The sequence below is a fragment of the Pseudoalteromonas sp. MBR-15 genome (assembly GCF_053628915.1).
In genome coordinates this window covers 1-20,036 of the sequence record NZ_JBRJHH010000004.1, presented here as the reverse complement: position 1 = coordinate 20,036, position 20,036 = coordinate 1, and the positions used below count along the sequence as shown (strand labels likewise).

Annotated in this window: 16 protein-coding genes and 10 tRNA genes; 14 read left to right on the top strand and 12 right to left on the bottom strand. The window is 41.8% G+C overall.

Annotated elements, in window-relative coordinates; translation table 11 throughout:
- Positions 1 to 527: 527 nt before the first annotated feature.
- Together ACSSVW_RS06780 and ACSSVW_RS06775 are read right to left on the bottom strand one after the other, a co-directional pair.
- Positions 528 to 827, bottom strand: coding sequence for a DUF3301 domain-containing protein (locus ACSSVW_RS06780; protein WP_036969572.1), 300 nt, complete (start codon positions 825 to 827; stop codon positions 528 to 530).
- Positions 828 to 1,856, bottom strand: a complete 1,029-nt coding sequence (locus tag ACSSVW_RS06775) for a DUF3549 family protein (RefSeq protein WP_036969569.1) — start codon at positions 1,854 to 1,856, stop codon at positions 828 to 830.
- 107 nt (positions 1,857 to 1,963) lie between these two features.
- Between ACSSVW_RS06775 and ACSSVW_RS06770 the strand changes: the two genes are divergently transcribed.
- The 11 genes from ACSSVW_RS06770 (at position 1,964) to msrB (ending at position 12,789) form a co-directional block, all read left to right on the top strand.
- Entirely contained in the window at positions 1,964 to 2,287 is a 324-nt protein-coding gene (locus tag ACSSVW_RS06770; protein WP_454179050.1) for a YqcC family protein, read from the top strand.
- A complete protein-coding gene (gene truC, locus ACSSVW_RS06765; protein ID WP_454179049.1) occupies positions 2,280 to 3,053 on the top strand; it encodes a tRNA pseudouridine(65) synthase TruC in 774 nt (257 codons plus the stop codon). The genes ACSSVW_RS06770 and truC overlap by 8 nt, the downstream gene beginning before the upstream one ends.
- On the top strand, positions 3,040 to 3,486 hold the full coding sequence (locus tag ACSSVW_RS06760) for a flavodoxin (protein WP_036969555.1): 447 nt from the start codon (positions 3,040 to 3,042) through the stop codon (positions 3,484 to 3,486). Before truC ends, ACSSVW_RS06760 begins: the two co-directional genes overlap by 14 nt.
- Positions 3,487 to 3,753: 267 nt before the next feature.
- A complete protein-coding gene (locus ACSSVW_RS06755) occupies positions 3,754 to 4,485 on the top strand; it encodes a TrmH family RNA methyltransferase (protein WP_454179048.1) in 732 nt (243 codons plus the stop codon).
- A gap of 60 nt (positions 4,486 to 4,545) precedes the next feature.
- Positions 4,546 to 7,941 (top strand): chromosome segregation SMC family protein, encoded by a 3,396-nt coding sequence (locus tag ACSSVW_RS06750; RefSeq protein WP_454179047.1) that lies wholly within the window; start codon positions 4,546 to 4,548, stop codon positions 7,939 to 7,941.
- A gap of 36 nt (positions 7,942 to 7,977) precedes the next feature.
- Entirely contained in the window at positions 7,978 to 8,682 is a 705-nt protein-coding gene (zipA, locus tag ACSSVW_RS06745; RefSeq protein ID WP_036969545.1) for a cell division protein ZipA, read from the top strand.
- Between the two features lie 84 nt (positions 8,683 to 8,766).
- Entirely contained in the window at positions 8,767 to 10,788 is a 2,022-nt protein-coding gene (ligA, locus tag ACSSVW_RS06740; protein WP_182396251.1) for an NAD-dependent DNA ligase LigA, read from the top strand.
- Entirely contained in the window at positions 10,781 to 11,125 is a 345-nt protein-coding gene (locus ACSSVW_RS06735; protein ID WP_036969540.1) for a DUF3392 family protein, read from the top strand. Before ligA ends, ACSSVW_RS06735 begins: the two co-directional genes overlap by 8 nt.
- Positions 11,122 to 11,616, top strand: coding sequence for a DUF2919 domain-containing protein (locus tag ACSSVW_RS06730; RefSeq protein WP_454179046.1), 495 nt, complete (start codon positions 11,122 to 11,124; stop codon positions 11,614 to 11,616). The genes ACSSVW_RS06735 and ACSSVW_RS06730 overlap by 4 nt, the downstream gene beginning before the upstream one ends.
- Positions 11,617 to 11,618: 2 nt before the next feature.
- Positions 11,619 to 12,077, top strand: a complete 459-nt coding sequence (locus ACSSVW_RS06725) for a hypothetical protein (protein WP_036969534.1) — start codon at positions 11,619 to 11,621, stop codon at positions 12,075 to 12,077.
- 268 nt (positions 12,078 to 12,345) lie between these two features.
- A complete protein-coding gene (msrB, locus tag ACSSVW_RS06720) occupies positions 12,346 to 12,789 on the top strand; it encodes a peptide-methionine (R)-S-oxide reductase MsrB (protein ID WP_036969532.1) in 444 nt (147 codons plus the stop codon).
- 5 nt (positions 12,790 to 12,794) lie between these two features.
- On the opposite strand, the gene ACSSVW_RS06715 is transcribed toward msrB, so the two are convergent.
- The 10 genes from ACSSVW_RS06715 to ACSSVW_RS06670 all read right to left on the bottom strand — a co-directional run bounded on the left by ACSSVW_RS06715 (position 12,795) and on the right by ACSSVW_RS06670 (position 18,980).
- On the bottom strand, positions 12,795 to 14,744 hold the full coding sequence (locus ACSSVW_RS06715) for an ATP-binding protein (protein WP_454179045.1): 1,950 nt from the start codon (positions 14,742 to 14,744) through the stop codon (positions 12,795 to 12,797).
- Entirely contained in the window at positions 14,741 to 16,099 is a 1,359-nt protein-coding gene (locus ACSSVW_RS06710; RefSeq protein WP_167330958.1) for an extracellular solute-binding protein, read from the bottom strand. The genes ACSSVW_RS06715 and ACSSVW_RS06710 overlap by 4 nt, the downstream gene beginning before the upstream one ends.
- Positions 16,100 to 16,125: 26 nt before the next feature.
- Entirely contained in the window at positions 16,126 to 17,760 is a 1,635-nt protein-coding gene (locus ACSSVW_RS06705; protein ID WP_065979792.1) for a response regulator, read from the bottom strand.
- A gap of 454 nt (positions 17,761 to 18,214) precedes the next feature.
- Positions 18,215 to 18,290 (bottom strand) — tRNA-Val (locus tag ACSSVW_RS06700).
- 38 nt (positions 18,291 to 18,328) lie between these two features.
- A tRNA-Val gene (locus ACSSVW_RS06695) sits at positions 18,329 to 18,404 on the bottom strand.
- Between the two features lie 35 nt (positions 18,405 to 18,439).
- Positions 18,440 to 18,515 (bottom strand) — tRNA-Val (locus ACSSVW_RS06690).
- Positions 18,516 to 18,558: 43 nt separating this feature from the next.
- Positions 18,559 to 18,634 (bottom strand) — tRNA-Val (locus tag ACSSVW_RS06685).
- Positions 18,635 to 18,672: 38 nt separating this feature from the next.
- Positions 18,673 to 18,748, bottom strand: a tRNA-Val gene (locus ACSSVW_RS06680).
- A 46-nt stretch (positions 18,749 to 18,794) separates the two neighbouring features.
- Positions 18,795 to 18,870, bottom strand: a tRNA-Val gene (locus tag ACSSVW_RS06675).
- Between the two features lie 34 nt (positions 18,871 to 18,904).
- Positions 18,905 to 18,980: transfer RNA gene (locus tag ACSSVW_RS06670), tRNA-Val, on the bottom strand.
- Positions 18,981 to 19,626: 646 nt separating this feature from the next.
- Between ACSSVW_RS06670 and ACSSVW_RS06665 the strand changes: the two genes are divergently transcribed.
- The 3 genes from ACSSVW_RS06665 to ACSSVW_RS06655 all read left to right on the top strand — a co-directional run bounded on the left by ACSSVW_RS06665 (position 19,627) and on the right by ACSSVW_RS06655 (position 20,021).
- Positions 19,627 to 19,702: transfer RNA gene (locus ACSSVW_RS06665), tRNA-Ala, on the top strand.
- A 38-nt stretch (positions 19,703 to 19,740) separates the two neighbouring features.
- A tRNA-Glu gene (locus tag ACSSVW_RS06660) sits at positions 19,741 to 19,816 on the top strand.
- A 129-nt stretch (positions 19,817 to 19,945) separates the two neighbouring features.
- Positions 19,946 to 20,021: transfer RNA gene (locus ACSSVW_RS06655), tRNA-Glu, on the top strand.
- The last annotated feature ends 15 nt before the right edge of the window (positions 20,022 to 20,036 follow it).

The following is a 20,036-nucleotide window of genomic DNA, read 5'->3' as shown; positions in this document are numbered from 1 at the left end:
ACATCTCAGGAATTCTCTAAACTTAACCATGTCAAGAAGACACAGGTTCAATGAATGAACTGATGCCAAGGATTAGGATTATGGCACACCAAGCATGATGCTTAAGCAGGAAGCAAAAGGACAAGTTCTAAGGAAGGCAAGGACGAACAAGGACACTGCCAGGACGCAGTACAATTGCGGAGCAATTGAAAAGGATTGACCAAAGGATGATATTAGCAGGAAGCTAAAGGAGCGTTTGGAAACGTAGAGGATAGCCAGTGAAGGCAAGTGGACGACACTAGGATGTGTTAAATGTGACATGATGTTGCATGGTGGGTGTATCGGATGTATACCCGTTCAGGGGATAGATGAAAACGGCAGCTTCGGCAAAAGTACGGATACTTTATCATGGAAGTAGCAAGATTGGGGCGTGGCTTGAAGCTACGCCTTAGTTCTTTATGGGGTTGTATTTTTAGCTGAGCAACTTAGTATTGTTAACTCGCAACTCGCAACTCGCAACTCGCAACTCGCAACTCGCAACTCGCAACTTAAATCTTATGCGGTGGTATCACCACACTTTTCAGCATTTCATTTTCCATAAACAGCACACCTTGATAGACACTTTCCCCATCACTTGAGAATTCAAAAATAAACTCGCTTTTGATACCAGGTTTGCCATTTTTTAGAATGCCAATACGTCGCTTATTACATGCAACACTCACCAATTGCACATTTAACTGTTCAATTTGCCTTTGTGCATGAAGATTGGCGGCCTCAGCTACTTTTCTGTTCAACCAAAAAAAGTAGATAATGCTGCCAATAATGATGAGTGTCCATAAACCTGCCATTTACGAAAATAACCTTCCTATTGCACGCGCGAGTGTTTCGCTGCGATTTTCTAAACGTAACAAACCTAATAAGTGAGGTCGAATAGTTGGAATTGCAACTAGGTCTGTGAAAATACTCACAAACAACTGTTCGATATCGGTGTGATGCGCACAACAATCCATAAACACATGTAGGCGCGCAGGATCTTCTAAGGTACTAAAGCAACGTCCGGCAATGGTTAAAAGCACATCTGAATGCGTGTTCATTTCAGAGTTCAATACGGCATCAACCAGTTGGGCTGTTAAACCTTGTGCTGATGCTTTTGATATACTGCGAAGTGCGGCAACGAGTGCTATCTCATCTTTTTGCTCTATGGCATTTAAGCCATAAGCTAAAAGTTGCTCCGCAAAAGCGGGAGGAATTGTAACGTGTTCAAGCATAGCGCTGAGTGGTTGTAACACTTCAACAGGCAGTTGCGGCCACGCTGATTGCAAGTTAGTTAGGTTTTTATCGTTGTCTAATCGCATTGCAAAATCAGCAATGCCTTGTACAGCAACACTTTGCCAATTTTCAAAACCTAGGGTGCCAGAAAAATAAAGTTGTGCATATTCATAATATTGCGATGCACTTTGTTTGAGTAAGCACTTAACTTGGGCATTAAATGCGGCCAATTTATTGGCGTTTGGTGTAAATACATACGGGTTATTGTCGAGCTTGCCTTCGGCATTTTCACCGGTAATTTCGGTACCTAATGCTTCGATGACCATGTTCGCAAAATGATCACGGCTGGCACTGACTAAACGGCTTTGTTCATCGAGTGGGAACTTCAAAAACCAGACATAAGGCTCTTTGGATGCTTTGACATCCCAAAACTGAATCGCAAGCCAAGCGTGACCAGCAAGTGGGTAAGGGTAAGGGATTTTAGTTTCTTCAATCGCAAGAAATTGTTTTTTGTCTAACTTAGTGATGTGTCTACCAATATCAAAAGCACGCCATGTAGTGCCCGCAGCATCAAGAAGTTGCCCTAAAGTAGCAATTTGCTCTGTCATAAAATCCCAATCGTCGTTTATAAATCGTTATAAGATGCGAATTATACGCCATACCATGGCGCCTTGGAACAGGGTATAATAAGTCCAAAGGTTTTAAGAGTTATATAATGTATCAACAGACTTTGGCGCTGCTGCGCGAATTACAAACGACACTCCAACGTCATGAACTATGGCAAACAGCTGCAATTGATCCTGCAGCATTAAATTCATCTGTTCCGTTTTGTCATGACACCATGGCGTTTGAGCAGTGGTTACAATTTGTATTTATTGAAAAAATGCAGGTGTTAATCACCAATAACCAGCCATTGCCTCGAAACTTTGCTATTGCGCCTATGGCTGAAATGATGCTGGCACAACATGCCGGTGGCCATGATGTTATTAGCGTTTTACTAAAGCTTGATCAGCATTTGAGTGATAACCAAGATGAATGAAATTGTTAAACCGCACTATGAAGAGTTAACGGTTTTATATCGCGACGAAAATTATATCGCAATAGACAAACCGTCTGGTTTACTGGTGCATCGCTCATTTTTAGATAAACACGAAACACAATTTGCCATGCAAATGCTACGTGATCAAATTGGTCAACATGTGTTTCCGGTGCACCGTTTAGATAGACCCACCTCAGGTGTTTTATTGTTTGCATTGAGCTCAGAAGCGGCTCGAGACATGAATCAATTGTTTATTGATGGGCAAATAGAAAAGCGTTACTTAGCCTTGGTTAGGGGCTTTTTAAATGAGTCAATCTTCCTTGATAAGCCTTTAAAAGAAGAACTCGATAAAATAGCCGATAAGTTTGCTGATCAAAATAAGGCTGCACAAGAGGCGCAAACTCACTTTAACTGCTTGCACCAAGCTGCTTTGCCGATCCCAATTGGTAAATACCCCACTGTGCGTTATTCGCTAGTGGAGTGTTTTCCTAAAACGGGGCGAAAGCACCAAATTAGACGGCATTTAAAACATTTATCGCTACCGATCATTGGTGATGTAAACCACGGTGATAACCAACATAACCAATTTTTTAGAGAGCACTTTCAGCTGCGTCGTCTGATGTTATTTGCGTCTGAGCTAAAGTTTGTGCACCCTTATAATAAACAAGTAATAACGATTAGAGCCCCCCTTGGAGAGGCGATGTTAACGATTTGCCAGCAACTAGGCTGGCCAACAGAAGAAAAGGATTATTATGGCAACCATTAGTATTTTTGTCGGCAGTGTTTACGGCGGTGCTGAGCGTTTAAGTGAGCAAGTAATTGAGGTGATTGAAAAGTCACCGCACCAAGCACAGCTTATTGAAAATGGCACAGTAGAAGACATGCTGGCTGCATCACATATATTGGTGATTACCTCGACCACAGGCCAAGGTGATATTCCTGATAATTTAGTGACATTGTACAGCCAGTTAAATGATCAATTTCCCATGTTAACAGGCAAGCAGTATGGCATTATCGCTATGGGTGACCGCAGCTATGGTGATACATTCTGTGGCGCAGGGCGTAGTTTTGATGAACTATTTCGTGATTTACAGGCAAAGCCTGTTGGTCATCGCCTTGAAATTGATGCCTGTGAAGACTTTGAACCGTGGCCGGTAACTGAGCCATGGTTAAATGAATGGCTAACAAAAATTAGCTAATAGCTTATAGCCTATTCACACGTGCCGATTGGGGAAAGCAATTGGCACGGTCTGCGACTTTAAGTGCGCTCTTACTGTGCGATACATCATTCACCGCGAGACACCCCCTGTAGTCGGTTTAACGGTGATTTTTATGATTTAAAGATTTAAATATCGGAATAATCACACTTTGCAATTAATGCCTGCCTAAATCGCGTTTAATTCTAACTGAAACTCGCATCTTTAGGTGGTTTGGGTATACTAACGGCTTCATTTTATGAGGCTGTTATGATTTCAAAAAACCAACTGAAACTTATTCGAGCATTAGGTCAGAAGAAATACCGCAAGCAATACAACCAGTATTTAGTTCAAGGTGAAAAAAATGTCCTTGAGTTATTAAACAGTGGTTTGAGTATCGCAAATATATTCGCAACACCCGCGTTTATTGCCGCGCATCGCTCAGCACTTGCAGCCCATCAAATTATCGAAGCCGATGAAGACAGTCTAACGAAAGCCAGCACCTTGGTGACCAATAACGCAGCCATTGCTGTTGTTGATATGCCAAAGCAGCAAGCATTACCCACTTCGGGCCTTGTTTTAGCGCTAGACGGCGTATCAGACCCCGGTAACTTAGGCACAATTATTCGCGTGGCGGACTGGTATGGAATTAACCATATAGTGACAAGCCAAGACAGTGCCGATGCATATAATCCAAAAACCATTAGTGCAACCATGGGGTCATTTGCCCGTGTGACAGTGTCGCAAACTGATTTAATGTGCTATTTACCGAGCTTAAACCTGCCCGTTTATGGGGCTTTTTTAGCGGGTGATAATATTCATCAAGCAAAGCTTAAACAAGATGCTGTTCTTTTAATGGGCAGTGAATCGCACGGTATTCGTCCAGATTGTGAAAAGCTGGTCACTGATAAAATAACCATACCAGCTTATGGTCAGGCTGAATCGCTGAACGTAGCCATGGCAACAGGCATTATTTTAGATAATTTTAAACGTCACGCTTAACCTTTTGTTATAAAATGAGTTAAATTGCAGAATAATAATAAAAATCGGTAAAACAACTAGATGCGCTTAAGCACCATAAAGTTAGCGGGTTTCAAATCGTTTGTTGAACCCACTAAAATCCCATTTCCTGATCAAATGACTTGTGTTGTCGGGCCTAACGGCTGTGGCAAATCAAATGTTATTGATGCGGTGCGCTGGGTGCTTGGTGAAAGTTCAGCGAAGAACTTACGTGGCGATGCCATGACCGATGTTATTTTTAATGGCTCAACCAATCGTAAGCCGATTTCACAGGCCTCTGTTGAGCTAATTTTTGATAATACCAGTGGTCATTTACCGAATACATTTGCAGACAGGAACCAAGTTGCTATTAAGCGTTTGGTAACGCGTGATGGGCAATCTATTTATTTTCTTAATGGCAGCAAATGTCGTAAGCGCGACATTACTGATATTTTCTTGGGAACAGGGCTTGGGCCGCGAAGCTATGCCATTATAGAACAAGGCATGATATCGCGACTAATCGAGAGTAAGCCTGCCGATTTGCGTGTGTTTTTAGAAGAAGCCGCCGGGGTGTCTAAATACAAAGAGCGCCGACGCGAAACACAAACCCGTATTAAAAGTACTCGCGAAAACCTTGAGCGCTTACTGGATGTTCGTAAAGAGTTACAAACGCAACTCGATAAACTTGCTGTACAGTCAGTCGACGCGAAAAAATACCGTGAGTTAAAAGCCACAGAGCGGACTCTAAAAGGGCAAATTGCGGTTTTAAAGTGGCAAAAGCTGCATCAACAGCAAGTTGATAAGGCTGCTGAAATAGATAAGCTTAAAGAACAAATACAGTTTTTTAAAGAAGCCCACTCTGGTCATGATGATGTTTTAGCGAGCCTTGAGAATCAAGTACAGCTTGAGCAGCAAAAATTACAAGACGCACAACACGCGCAGCACCAAACTCACACTGAGTTAACGCGTAAAGAGCAGCAACAAATCAGCTTAAAGCAACAGCAGCAAAATATTAGTCAAAACTTGATTAAGCAGCAGCAACTGCAATTGCAAAACAAAGAGTTGCAGGCTGAGCAACACGCTGCGGCTTCTTTATTGCAAGAGCAGTTACAAGAAGCGATAGAGCAAAGTTTATTATGTGCAGAGCACGTGGCCGAAGTTGAACTTCACGCATCAGAACAACATCAGCACAGACATACTGCTTCACAGGAATACCAGCGTGCATTAGAGCAAAGTCAAACGCTCAGTAGTGAGGTGACAGTAGCCAAAAATCAGCTGGCGCATTTTTCGCAATCCATCGACCAACTAGAGACACAGCTTAAACAGCTTACGGACGAAATCAATGAGCTTGAAGCGACTCCTGTTGCGACGCAGATTACTGAGCAGCAAACTCATATCCAAGCGCTCACCAAGGAACTTGCTCAACAGCAAACGGCTCTGAATCGGCTGACACAAAATCTAGCGCAAACAGAGACTGAGCAAGCACAGTTAGCGCAAGCACTACAACGGGTGCAACAACACAGCAATGAAAATAAAGCCAGTATTGCGGCACTGAGTTCAGTCCTGAGTGAGCATGCTGACAGTGACCGCACTTCTTTATTATCGCAATTAAAAGTAACGCCAGGTTTTGAGCCTCTCGTTGAGCAAGCTTTACTGGGTCTTGAGCATTTACAGGTCAGCAAAAATGCGCAGCCTAATAGTGTTTGGTCACAGACCCTTGCTGTGCCTGATCATTCATTAGCACAATACATTGAACAGGGGATTTACCCTGAATTGCTGACACGATTTGCATTTCAAGCAACGTTTGATGAAGCGATTCTAGCGGATCCATATTGGCTCGCCGTGATTGATGAAAAGGGCTGTATTTATGGTCGTAATTTTCAAGCTGATGCAAAAAAAGACACGGACAACTCACTGCTGTTAAAACATGCCCAGTTGAGTGATGCAGAGGAACTTGATGAAGAGCTCAATGAGCAAATCGCAGACAAGCAACAGCAGCTCGACAGTCACCTTACCAAAAAGAACACGCTCATCGCTGAAAAAGAGCAACACAGAGAGCGCATTCATCACGTTGCGCAGCAAATTGCCTCAGCAAGTACTCGCAGAGACATGCTCCTTGAGCAGCAAACGCAGTGGCAAAATCAACTGGCTAAATTACAGCTGCGCAAAACGTCGCTTAAAGAGCAAATGCAAGGTGTCGTTCAGCAACAAGAAAACCAACAATTGCGCCTAGAAGATTTGCTAGAACACCACGCAACGCTTGAAAGTAACCTTGAACAGGCTAAGCAAGTGCAAATGGATGCTGACAATCAGTATCGCCAAGTTGCGTCTCAATTAGAGCATTACAAGACACTTGCCCATCAAGCGAATTTAGCGGAACAAAAAGCCCGTAGTGAGTTTCAACTCAGTGAAACAAAATTACAACATGCTGATGCAGCACATACAGCCGCAAGTGACGCTGTTTTAGAATTAACAGCGCAGTTAGAAGAGTTAGTGATCCCGCTTGAAGAGACGGCAGAGCATATTGTGTTATTGCTTGAAAAACATCAACAAAGTGACGTTGAGCTAAAAAACTTGCAAGCGTCACTGACTCACGCTAAAAAGGAACTAGCGGATAAGCAGGCATCGCTTAAATCATCGCAATCAGAGCTAGTTACGTTGCAAGAACAACTGCAATCACTGGCGTTAGATGAACAAAGTTTGCTTGTAAAAGCGCAAGCGGCGCTGGAGCCACTTGAAGAGTTGGATCAACACTTAAAAACAGTGCTTGAATCACTGCCAGACAATGCCAACTTAAATAGTATGCAAAGCATGCTATCTAAAACGACGCAGGGCTTACATGAACTAGGGGCGGTTAACTTAGCCGCGATCGATGAGTTTGAGCAGGCTAAGCAGCGAAGTGACTATTTAGATCAGCAACTTGATGATTTAACTCAAGCACTTAATACGCTTGAGGGCGCGATTCAAAAAATTGACCGCGAAACGAAAAATCGATTTAAGGCGACGTTTGAACAAGTAAATAGTGATTTTGGTGAGTTATTTCCAAAAGTATTTGGCGGCGGAAGCGCTTACTTAGAATTAACCAGTGATGACTTGCTTGAAAGTGGTGTTAGTATAATGGCACGGCCTCCTGGCAAGAAAAATTCGACAATTCACCTGCTTAGTGGTGGAGAAAAAGCGCTGACCGCATTATCATTGGTGTTTTCAATATTCAGGCTCAATCCAGCTCCATTCTGTATGCTAGATGAAGTGGATGCGCCATTGGATGATGCAAATGTGGGTCGTTTTTGCCGTTTGGTAGAAGAGATGTCACAATCAGTGCAATTTATTTATATCAGTCATAATAAGATTGCTATGGAAATGGCAGGCAGATTGACGGGTGTAACTATGGCTGAACCAGGCGTTTCACGTATGGTTGCCGTAGATATCGAACAAGCTGTGCAAATGGCACATGCATAAATTTAGTTAGGCATATCAAATAATAAAGGTGAGGGGATGGCCGAAGAATTAAGATGGGCTTTAATCGTAATCAGTGTATTTGTCATTGGTGGTTTATTAATTCATGGTTTATGGTCTGTGCGCAAAAAGGATAATCCTGATGTTGAGCAGCAAGAACGGGTTGAGCCAAATGAAGCAAGTGCAGAAACGAGTGAATCTTCACAGCCTTATGCGCAAGAGCGTGATGAGCCTGAGTTTGGTGATTTAAGCTTTACTGCTGAAAACACCGAAGAGCCAGACGTTGAAGTCGAAGAAGCGGCTGACACTGAAGAGCAACCAGAATCGCCTGCACCGACAGACTTTATAATTGTGCACTTACAGATGCCAGAAGGCTTAGCAATGGAGGGCAGTCAATTACTGCCAGCTGTTAATATGCTAGGTTTCAAATACTCGGATGAAGGCTTCTTTAATCGCCATCTAGACCCTGCTGGAACAGGCCCTGTGTTATTCCGTTTAGTGAATATGTACAATCCTGGAACGTTTGATATTGATAATATGGAACAGTTCAGCACAGCGGGTGTCAGTTTGTTTATGACATTACCATGCGATGGTGATGGCCTAAGTGCCTTTAATATGTTGCACAGCGCTGCTAAAAAGTTAGCGGATGAGTTTGGTGCGACTATTTTAGATAGCAACCGTGAAGAAATGACGGTTGATAGCGTACGTGAATATGTTGAAAAGGTAAGAAGCTTTTCAGCGTAATCCATATTCGCAAGTAAATGATTGTTAGGCCACTTGGCGTTAAGTCGTCTAAGTGGCTTTTTTATGTAGATTTTTGAGGTTTTCATGTCCAGCCCTATCTTTGAGCAAATTAGTCAACTACGTGCCCAGTTAGAAGAGCATAACCATAATTATTATGTGCTGGATGCACCCAGTATTCCCGATGCTGAATATGACCGCTTAATGCGAGAACTAAGTAGCTTAGAGCAAGCAAATCCTGAGTTTCAGAGCCCTGATTCACCCAGCCAAAAAGTGGGTGGAGCCGCACTTGATAAATTTGAACAAGTAACCCACCAAGTTCCTATGTTGTCGCTTGATAATGCTTTTTCACAAGAAGAGTTTGCGGCGTTTAATCGCCGAATCAAAGAGCGCGTGATGGATACCCGCGAACTCACATTTTGCTGCGAACCAAAGCTTGACGGTTTAGCTGTGTCGATTATTTATCGTAATGGTGTGCTGGTTCAAGCTGCAACACGTGGCGATGGTATGGTGGGTGAGAACATTACACAAAACGTGAAAACGATTCGTAATGTGCCATTAAAACTTCGCGGCAATGACTTTCCTGCTGAACTTGAAGTACGCGGCGAAGTATTTATGGACAGTGCAGGCTTTGCAAAACTGAACAGCGACGCTGAAAAGCGAGGCGAAAAGGTATTTGTTAACCCTCGTAATGCTGCAGCTGGGAGTTTACGTCAGCTCGATTCTAAGGTAACGGCAAAACGCCCATTAATGTTTTATGCATACAGCACAGGGCTGGTGGCTGATGGGCAATTGCCAGAAGATCATTACCAACAACTAGCAAAATTGACTGATTGGGGATTACCACTTTGCCCTGAAACTAAGTTAGTTGAAGGTCAACAGGCGGCGCTTGATTATTACCAAGACATCTTAGCGCGCCGAAGTGAGCTTGCCTATGAAATTGACGGTGTGGTTATTAAGGTCAACGACAAAAAGCTCCAAGAGCGCTTGGGCTTTGTTGCCCGCGCCCCCCGTTGGGCTATTGCGTTTAAGTTTCCAGCTCAAGAAGAAATTACACAACTTTTAGATGTTGAATTCCAAGTAGGCCGAACGGGTGCAATTACACCGGTAGCACGTTTGGAGCCCGTATTTGTTGGCGGAGTGACTGTATCGAATGCCACTTTGCATAATGGGGATGAAATAGCCCGTTTAGGCGTTAAAATTGGCGATACGGTGATTATTCGCCGCGCAGGCGATGTAATCCCTCAAATTACCCAAGTGGTACTGGAACGTCGTCCTGAGAGTGCAAGAGAGATTGTATTCCCAACCACTTGTCCAATTTGTGACTCGCATGTAGAGCGTATCGAGGGTGAAGCAGTTGCACGATGCACCGGTGGGTTGGTGTGCCAAGCACAACGTAAACAAGCAATTAAGCATTTTGCTTCACGTAAAGCGCTTGATATTGACGGGTTAGGAGACAAAATTGTTGACCAATTAGTCGATCGTGAGCTTATTAAAACGCCTGCTGATTTATTTATTTTAAAACAAGGTCACTTTGAGTCACTTGAACGAATGGGGCCAAAGTCTGCTAAAAATTTGGTGAATGCGCTGCAAGAGGCAAAGCAAACTACCTTAGCTAAATTTCTTTACTCTTTGGGTATTCGTGAAGTCGGTGAAGCAACAGCTCAAAACCTCGCTAATCACTTTTTAACCTTAGAGAAAATTACTCAAGCCAGTGTTGATGCACTAACAGAAGTGAGCGATGTGGGTGAAATTGTTGCTAAGCATGTGCGCGGGTTCTTTAGTGAAGAGCACAACATGGCTGTTGTTAATGCGTTAATAGAGCAGGGAATTCATTGGCCAGCTTTAAATGCACCAAGCGCTGAGAAGCAACCTTTAGCTGGGCTGACGTATGTTTTAACAGGCACCTTAAGTGAGCTTAATCGAAACGATGCGAAAGCGCGTCTGCAAGCTCTCGGCGCAAAAGTATCGGGGAGTGTGTCGGCTAAAACAAATGCCCTTATTGCAGGTGAAAAAGCAGGCTCTAAACTAACAAAAGCACAAGAGTTGGGTATTGAGGTGCTTACTGAAGCCGATTTAATTGCTTTATTAAGTGAACACAATGGATAGTTTGCAGCAAGCTGTCTCGTCAGTCGCTTTAACGATAGGTCAGTGGATTCAACCCCATTTGTATAATATTTCTTTATTGTTAGTGGTGTGTTTTATCTCATTATATGCCAACGATATTATTAAAGTGACTAAGCGCTTTGTTGCCAGACGTCACTTTATTATTCGCGTGTTATGCTTTGTTGCCGTGACAGGCTTTGGTATGGGGCTTTTGGTGGTGTTTGTGACGCCATTTTTAAGTAAGCTACTGATGTTATTAGGTATAAAGTGGTTAGGTTTAACGTTAACCGGTGCATTCTTGGTATTGGGTGTTATCGCAGATAAGAAGAATCAGCTATGATGCGTTACGGGCCAGAATATTGGGATAAACATGGCGCTTATCGAACCCCCATAGCGTTTCATTTAACCTTGTTAGTACTGCTTCGTAGTTATTTTATCTGGTTAATGGCCGCGTTAAGTCGGCGCCCTGATTTAGATATTATGTCGTTGTTTTTTAGCTCTAAATCAGAGTTTTTTATGGCGATAGGCATTGCAGCAATTGCGCTGTTACCCGCGGTTGTTTTTTGTTTTAGAAGGCCACAAGAAAACCCTGAAACCGCTAAGTGGTGGGCAACTGTGTGGCGTTTTATGCGGTGGCCTTTGATTGTGTGTGCTGTGATAGATTTAGGCTGGCTGACCTACCAAGCCGCGCACAGTTATTATCAATTCTCATTTTTTTTGGCGTGCCAAATGGTATTGGTGCTTTGGGTGCTACTTTATCTGGTAAAAAGTCGCTATTTATCCGTGTTTTTCAATGATTGGCCCGATCCAATCGTAAAAAAAGGAAACTAACCATGCTGGCTATTAATCAATTACTAGCAAAAATTTCAGCATTGATTGCAGTGGTATTGATTGCCCTGTGGTTTTTTACTCCACTTTGGCACAGTGTCGCGTTTTCTTTTTTTGTTCTTTTGTGGGCTTTTATTACAGTATCAAGTCTGTACCGTGTGACACCTTTATTCGTGTCACGCAATCCAATTGAAGATTCATTAAAGCGCGATGTTAACCAGTTAGCATTGATTAGCCTTTCCGGTTTGTTTGATTTTAAACGCAAAGCGGAATTTGTATTAATAGGGCAGATTAAAAAGATAAAAATTGGCGATGGCATTATTCATGTTACCGATATCAATGAACAGACATTGACCGCAGTTTTAAGCGTTGCAGAGTCGAAAATTGACGCTTATTTACATACCTTACTGTCTGAACGAGAACGCGAAAATATAAAAATAATTAAGCAGTCTAGTACCGACTAGCCATAATACAGAATCATTTTGATGGATTTAACCTGTTGCTATCTGCGTTAAAAATTGCTCATGAACGACAGTTTCGTTGTGGGCGTTAGAGCAAGGCAGGAGCAATGGCCGATAGCAACTAAATATCATCGTTTTTGCCTTGCGACCACACGGTTTTTTTTGCATCAAAATAGATCATTTAAGTAAGTAAATTGGTATAAGGTTTAATTTGCTTAACTATTTTTTAAGCAGTATTTTGAACGTGGGTTTATCAATCCTAGGAGAACAAATGTTAACTTGGCAAGATATTTTAGAGTTTGCCCACAACGGCAATCCAACACCTCCCCGTAGAGTTGAAAAAACGCCATTAGAGTGGCAGCGTGAACTTGCGCAAGATACTTTCTATGTAACACGCCAAAAAGGCACAGAGCGTCCGCACAGCTCTGATTCATGCACACTCTTTGAGCCTGGGAAATATGCGTGTGTATGTTGCGATAATTTATTGTTTGATGCCGATGAAAAGTTTGACAGTGGCACTGGTTGGCCTTCATTTACCCAACCAAGCAGCGTCGAAAGCATTGCGTACATAGCCGATACAAGTCACGGTATGCAACGTATTGAGGCTATTTGTAATGTCTGCGATGCCCATTTAGGTCATGTTTTTCCTGATGGTCCGCCGCCAAGTGGTTTGCGCTACTGCATGAATGCGGTTGCAATGAAAAAATGCGATTAGGTAAACTAATCTAAATATTGCGCAATAATAAAAATAAGGTGCTCTCGGTAAATTGGCTTACTGATAGTGTAGTCTGTCAAGATACTTGATTGTGCCTTATCATCCTTTAAAGCCGAGGCTGTTACAGCAATAATCGGGATATGTTTAAAACGATCATCACTGCGAATTAACTGACTGGCTTCAAGCCCTCCCATTACTGGCATCTTCAAATCCATTATGATTAGGTCAGGCTGATGTTGCTCTATTTTTTTCAGTGCATCTTCACCATTAATTGCCGTATCGATAGTAAAACTCCAGCGCGATAAGAACGATTCTAAATAATCACGGTTATAGGGAATGTCGTCTACGATTAAAATGCGCGCAGGATTAAAGTGATAACTAGTGATTGCAGGGTAATTACGGTGCTCAATTTCTGTTATTGATTCAGCTAACTCGACGTTGGGAATTGAAACAATAAACTCACTGCCTTTGCCTTTTTCACTGATAACCGATAACTCGCCGCCCATCAATTTTATAAAGCGTAATGAAATAGCAAGGCCTAACCCTGTACCACCAAACTCAGAACTGCGTTGTCCTTGAACTTGTTCAAAGTCATTAAAGATTAAATCTTGTTGATCTTTTGGAATGCCTTTACCGGTATCTTTCACATGAATTTTTATATCAAGGTGGCTGTCGTCATCATGTGGTTTAAAGTCAAAGTATACGCTTACACTGCCTTGTGACGTAAACTTAATAGCATTACTTATTAAGTTGGTAAGTACTTGACGAAGCTTGTTACTGTCGAGCAATACAGGGGGAGTGAGTTCAGGGTGTGCGGTTACTTTAAAATTGAGATCTTTTTGTGCGCTGAGCTGTAAAAACATCATATTTAATTCATGGCACATGGTGGGAATTTCAACCCGCTCAATATCGAGCTGCATTTTACCTGCATCGACTTTTGATAAATCAAGAATATCGTTTAGTACGTTTAATAACGAATTGCCTGAGATGGAAATCGCTTCAAGGTAGCGGCGTTTGTTTTTGTCGGTTTCGCTGTCTTGCAATAATTGGCTGAAGCCTAACACGGCATTTAAAGGTGTTCTTAACTCGTGAGACATATTGGCTAAAAAGCGACTTTTTGCTTGGTTTGATTGTTCTGCTTGTTCTTTTGCATCCAAGTATTCTTGAGTGCGCTTAGCCACGGTTTCTTCGAGTTGGCTGTGCTGTTCATGCATGCTGTTAATTTGTTGTCTAACCGCGGCTCGCATCATTTTAAAGCCACTGGCAAGTGTGCCTATTTCATCTTGGCTTTTAATATTAATAGGGCAATTTAAATCGCCTGTGGTCACTGCATGGGAGAACTCAACAAGTTGATCAATGGGTTGCAAAATTATGCGCCTAATAATGATATAAGCAATAATGAGTGCAGTTAGCAGATAGATTGCAAATAAAGAGACGGCGTTACTGATAATAGATTTGGTTTTTTGGGATAAATCGATGTCAGAAAACGTGACAATAACGTAACCAATATTTTCACCGTAATGATTTTTTACTGGCACTGTTACAGCGTACTGGTGATCAAGCGCGATAATATTATTTCGTCTCGGATTGAGTTGCTGCAATATCGTTTGATTCGTCTCTAAGGTATCGACTTTGCTGTTATCGGGGTGAGCTGCAATAAAATTATTTTGATCAATAAAATAAATAGTTTTGAGGTCATCAAAGGTATTATGTTTGAGAATATTTTTTAATGTTATCCCCTGAATTTTTAAGACCCAACTGCCAGCGGTGTTATCTGATGTTAATGAGTTTATTTCAGACAGCATCGGCGAAACAATCGCGTCTGCTTTTTCACTCATATTAAGCAAGGTTTGCTCTTTTAATTCCAAGACATGTATAGCCGTGCTCACGCCTAAAATTAGCGTGATAGTAAAGCCGATGATTATCAGAATTTTATGCGCAATACTGATTCTCATTGGCTGCTCTTAGTTTGTGTTTTTAAAGCGTGCATGTTTGCATTAATTTTTGCATCAGTACTTTTAATTAATTGTTTAATGTCGGCACCATAAAATATTTGGCTAAATGTTTGCGAAATAATTTCACCAATGACTGGAAATTCAACCATACCTGCTTGCAGTCGATCAGGCGTGGCATGCTCAAATACCCATAGCATTGCGTTGTTAAAGCCGGGTTTATTGACTAAAGTAAATAGCTTTTCGTGCCATACCTTTTGTCTTGGTGGCGACCCCCCGGTGCTGAGTAAAGCGGCCGTTTGCTCACTCGTTGCCCATTGAATAAATAACCAGGCTGCAATTTTTTTATTAGAGTGACTATTAATCGCAAATGCCCATGCCCATGGTGATGTTTCTCTGGCAACAGGTCCTTTTGGAAGGGGAGCGGCTTCCCATTTATTCCAAATATCGGATTCTTCAGCCGTATCTATTTCATTGTAAAAGTGAGACGCAAGGATTGCTGAAGCCAGTTTGCCGTGCTTAAACAATTGACGTATTTCATAAAAATGCAGTAAGCGGCTATTTTCCGGATTACCGTAACCTGTAACTAAGTTTCGATACATTTTAAGGCTTTGTGCCGTCTGTGGACTATCAAATGTTGATACACCTTGTTCATTGAGCACTTCTGCGCCATAGGCACGCATTACGGGTAACACCGTCCATGTATTAAGCCCCGCACCGGGTAGTGTGCGTGAAGCAAACGCGTGCATGCCGGCGAGTTTAGAGTCGGCATCAATCGCGCGCTGTAATTTTATTTTAGTTGCGTGTAACTGCTCGTAAGTATCTGGCACTTCAAGATTAAAGCGCTCAAATAAATCTTTGCGATAAAAATAAATAGGGGCTGAAAAATCAAAAGGTAAAGAATAAAGTTTGTTATCTATTTTGCAAAGAGTGAGGCTTCTTTCGCTAATATCTTCAAGTTGATACCACGTTTTATCAGTTATGAGTGGGTTATCTAGATAAGGTTGTAGGGGCTCTATCCAGCCTTGATTTTGTGCTTCACCTAAAAATGTAATGCCCATAGGCAATACATCGTATAGGCCTAAACCTTCGCTTAAATCTTGATGACGACGAGAGCGCATTTGAGATTGTTCCAGCGCATGAAAACCAACAGAAATCCCGGTAAGTTGCTCAAACAGGGGGATATAAGGTTTAAGGGCCAAAAATGCGGGCTGCTCGTCAGCCAGTATATTTATATGACTGCCTGCTTCACTTTGCCAATTTATATTAGCTTGCTGCCAATACTGCAAAGTAGCAGAAGCAATACTGACTGGACTGAAGAGTGCTATTGCAGCTAAAAGAAGCTTAATAGATTTCAAAAAAGGGCGCTCCATAATGAGAACATTTACTCAGATAGCTGAAGATTCATTTTTGCAGCTTGCGCTTTTATTTTTTCGAAGCGAGTGGCTTGCTCATCGTGTAATGTGTATTCATTAAGTAAAGCGTAGCATTTTTTTGCTAGCAATAAGTTAAATGATTGCCCTTGCGCATTAGAGTCGAATAAACATTGTAAAAGATTCAATGCAATACTGGCGTTTTTAGGCATAATTCTAAAGGCCTGTGTAAACGCTTCGAGCGCAATATTTAGCTGGCCTTTATTAAATTGCGTAACAGCATGGTTATTGAGTTCTTTCGGCCCCATTTTGATATCACGACGTTCAGTTTGCTGTTGTTGAATGTAGCGAAGAAACACAGGATCACTTACCGAAGGATGGCGCTCACAATGGCTTATAATTTGATTAAAGAGTGTTTGCGCTTTGTTGTGAAAACCGAGCTCGTGGAATGCCTTTGCTTTATCAAGCGCACCATCAACAGAACGAATTTGACTGTCACTCTCATCAAGCTGCTCGATTAGGGCCTTTGCTTTTTTATGCTCGTCTTTCAAATAATGTAAACGTGCGTTGAGTACATCAATTTGGGTTTGATTATTACTATTTGGAAACTGTTGTTTTAAATCATTTAAATATTGATTTGTTTGTCTCGCAATACGATTAACTTGGTCCGTTTGATCTGTTGTCAGAGCAAAATCGATACCTGCCCGTGCTGCATTTAAGTATATATCAGGGTGATCGTGTATGGAGTGCTTTGCATAACTGGCGATATCTTTTTGCGTTAAGTAGCTTTTCTCGTAGTCATGATTTAACAGTGATACATGGCTGAGTGTTTTTTGTCGCTCAATGTTTCTTGGTGCTATATCAACAGCTTGACTAAAAAATAGTTGAGCGTCATCAAACTTATTAAGTTTAATGTCTAAACGACCTAACAAATCAAGAGCCACAAGGCGAGTTTCACTGCGCTGTAGCATGGTTTTTAACATGCGTTGAGCAAGAATATGCTCATTATTGGCAATAAGCGCTTCTACTAACCCGACTTTAGCCCACGTAAACTTTTGTATATCGAGTACGGATTTAAAAAAAGTTTTTGCATCTTCATTTCGATTTAAACGAAGTAGGGCATCACCTTTTAATCGTAATAAAATGGCACTGTAGGTATTGCTTTTATTTTGTAGTAATTCATCGATTTTCTTTATTGCTTTCGAGTCATTTTCATCATCAATTAGCTGATAAACACTGTAAAGGTGGTGCTTACGAAGTAGTACTTTCTCAATACGGCTTTTTAATTCATAAATGGTAAATGGCTTTACTAAAAAATCGTCAGGCTGGAGCTCTAACACACTGTGAACTAGAGAACCGCTTGTTTCGGCTGAAATGAAAATAAACCCTGTGGAGTTTTTAATTAAGCGTTTAACTTTAAGTTCTTCGTAAAGTTGGTAGCCATCTTGGTGCTTACTTAAATTGAATGAGCAAACAATGAGATCAAATTGTTCGTCCTGACATTGTTCTTTGGCTGAAATGGCATGGTCAGCAAAGCGCAGTTGTCGAAAACCTAATCCTTCGAGGGATTGTTTCATGTAGCTTTGAGCGAGTGGTTGCTCTTCAACTATTAAAATTTTGGCTTTCGAAAAAATCTTTGCAGGCATTGGACTTGCGATCGAGTGATATTAACAGTGACTATAATAAACAGTCTAGCTGCTGACAAGGCAAATTACAGGTTTTCAGTTAATTTAAAAACCTGACTCATGCTATAGCATGACTTATGTCGTATTTTTTATTTCCTTTTTATCTCAAAGAATTAGCTTAGCAATCAGCTACAAACGTGATGATATTTATATTAGTGAATATCAAAAATGGCACAACGACTAGACGTGTTTTGCAGGTGCTGGGTCGTACTGGACTTGCAGCATCGAGCCTTGTCTTTGTAGAGAGTAACGATGCTTTTAGAAAGTTTAGAATATAAAGTATGGAAAAGAGTGTTTTATTTGTGGTGGGTTGCACTGGACTTGAACCATCGAGTCGAGTCTTTGTAAAGAGTGGCGATGCTTTTAGAAAGTTTAGAATATAAAGTATGGAGTATGGAAAAGAGTGTTTTATATGTGGTGGGTCGTACTGGACTTGAACCAGTGACCCTCGCCTTGTAAGGGCGATGCTCTCCCAACTGAGCTAACGACCCACATATAATTGCCGAAAGGCTAATTTGTAAAGATTAAATGGTGGGTCGTACTGGACTTGAACCAGTGACCCTCGCCTTGTAAGGGCGATGCTCTCCCAACTGAGCTAACGACCCAAATAATCTTTTTCTTCGCGATACCATTTTTAAAATGGTGGGTCGTACTGGACTTGAACCAGTGACCCTCGCCTTGTAAGGGCGATGCTCTCCCAACTGAGCTAACGACCCGCGAAGAATAATCTAAATGAGAACACCATTAAACTTGGATTAATGGTGGGTCGTACTGGACTTGAACCAGTGACCCTCGCCTTGTAAGGGCGATGCTCTCCCAACTGAGCTAACGACCCATTTAGATTGTGTAATATGAAGTACCATTAAAAGATAATGGTGGGTCGTACTGGACTTGAACCAGTGACCCTCGCCTTGTAAGGGCGATGCTCTCCCAACTGAGCTAACGACCCATATTACATGCAATAAATTCTTAATGTTGAGTTTACACCATTTAAATGGTGGGTCGTACTGGACTTGAACCAGTGACCCTCGCCTTGTAAGGGCGATGCTCTCCCAACTGAGCTAACGACCCATTAAGAACTTTAGATATGAACACCATTTAATAATGGTGGGTCGTACTGGACTTGAACCAGTGACCCTCGCCTTGTAAGGGCGATGCTCTCCCAACTGAGCTAACGACCCATATCTAAAAAACAACTCATTGCTGCGTTGTTGTGGGGCGCTATTATAGATAGAGTTGTAAATGTGTCAACACTTGAATGAGTAAAAATGTGCTAGATGCAGCTTTTATAAACAACGACATGGCTTTTTTACATTTTTTGATGAACAATTATGCAATTCAGTGCTTTTCCTTCTATACGCAAGCTGACTTTTAGGCTGTTTGGGGTCAATTACTTTAGTGGGGATGAGCTGTGTTAGTTTTGTTTATATGTAAATGCATTTGTCGGTTGTATAAATAAGTACAACGCAGTGCTCTTTTTAACGTTAATTAAAAGGGCGTGGGGGAGGGGTAGAATGATCAATTTAGTTATAAAATTAAGATATCGCCGTTTTCCATATAAATGTATACCTTTTAGTAAGCGAAACCTCCTTTCATTGAGGCACAATAAAATCTAAACAGCACGCTAATATGTAAAATTCAGCTATTTATTAGTGGATTGTATAAAATAGCTCCTCCCTGGGGTGTTATTTAGTCAGCTTGTTGAAATTTAAATCATTTAAATAAAGTTAGATAAAAAACTGTTGACTTTATTTGGGGGGCTGCATAGAATGCGCCCCGCACTCAGCGATACACGTCAGCATTAGTTGGTAGTGTGTATGCAAAGTCGGGGCTATAGCTCAGCTGGGAGAGCGCTTCGCTGGCAGCGAAGAGGTCTGCGGTTCGATCCCGCATAGCTCCACCAATTTGCATAGTGTTTGTCCTAGGGTAGCAGTTTTCTGCGTCCCCATCGTCTAGAGGCCTAGGACACCGCCCTTTCACGGCGGTAACAGGGGTTCGAATCCCCTTGGGGACGCCACTTATTTATGTAAGTGAGCTAATACCAAGGCGCTAAACATGTCAATCTCGAGTATTTACATGTTAATTTAGCAACCTTACTCTGATATGAGTCAAACTATCATTTAATGTCCTAGTGACACATTTTTGTGTCCCCATCGTCTAGAGGCCTAGGACACCGCCCTTTCACGGCGGTAACAGGGGTTCGAATCCCCTTGGGGACGCCACTTACTTTAACCGTG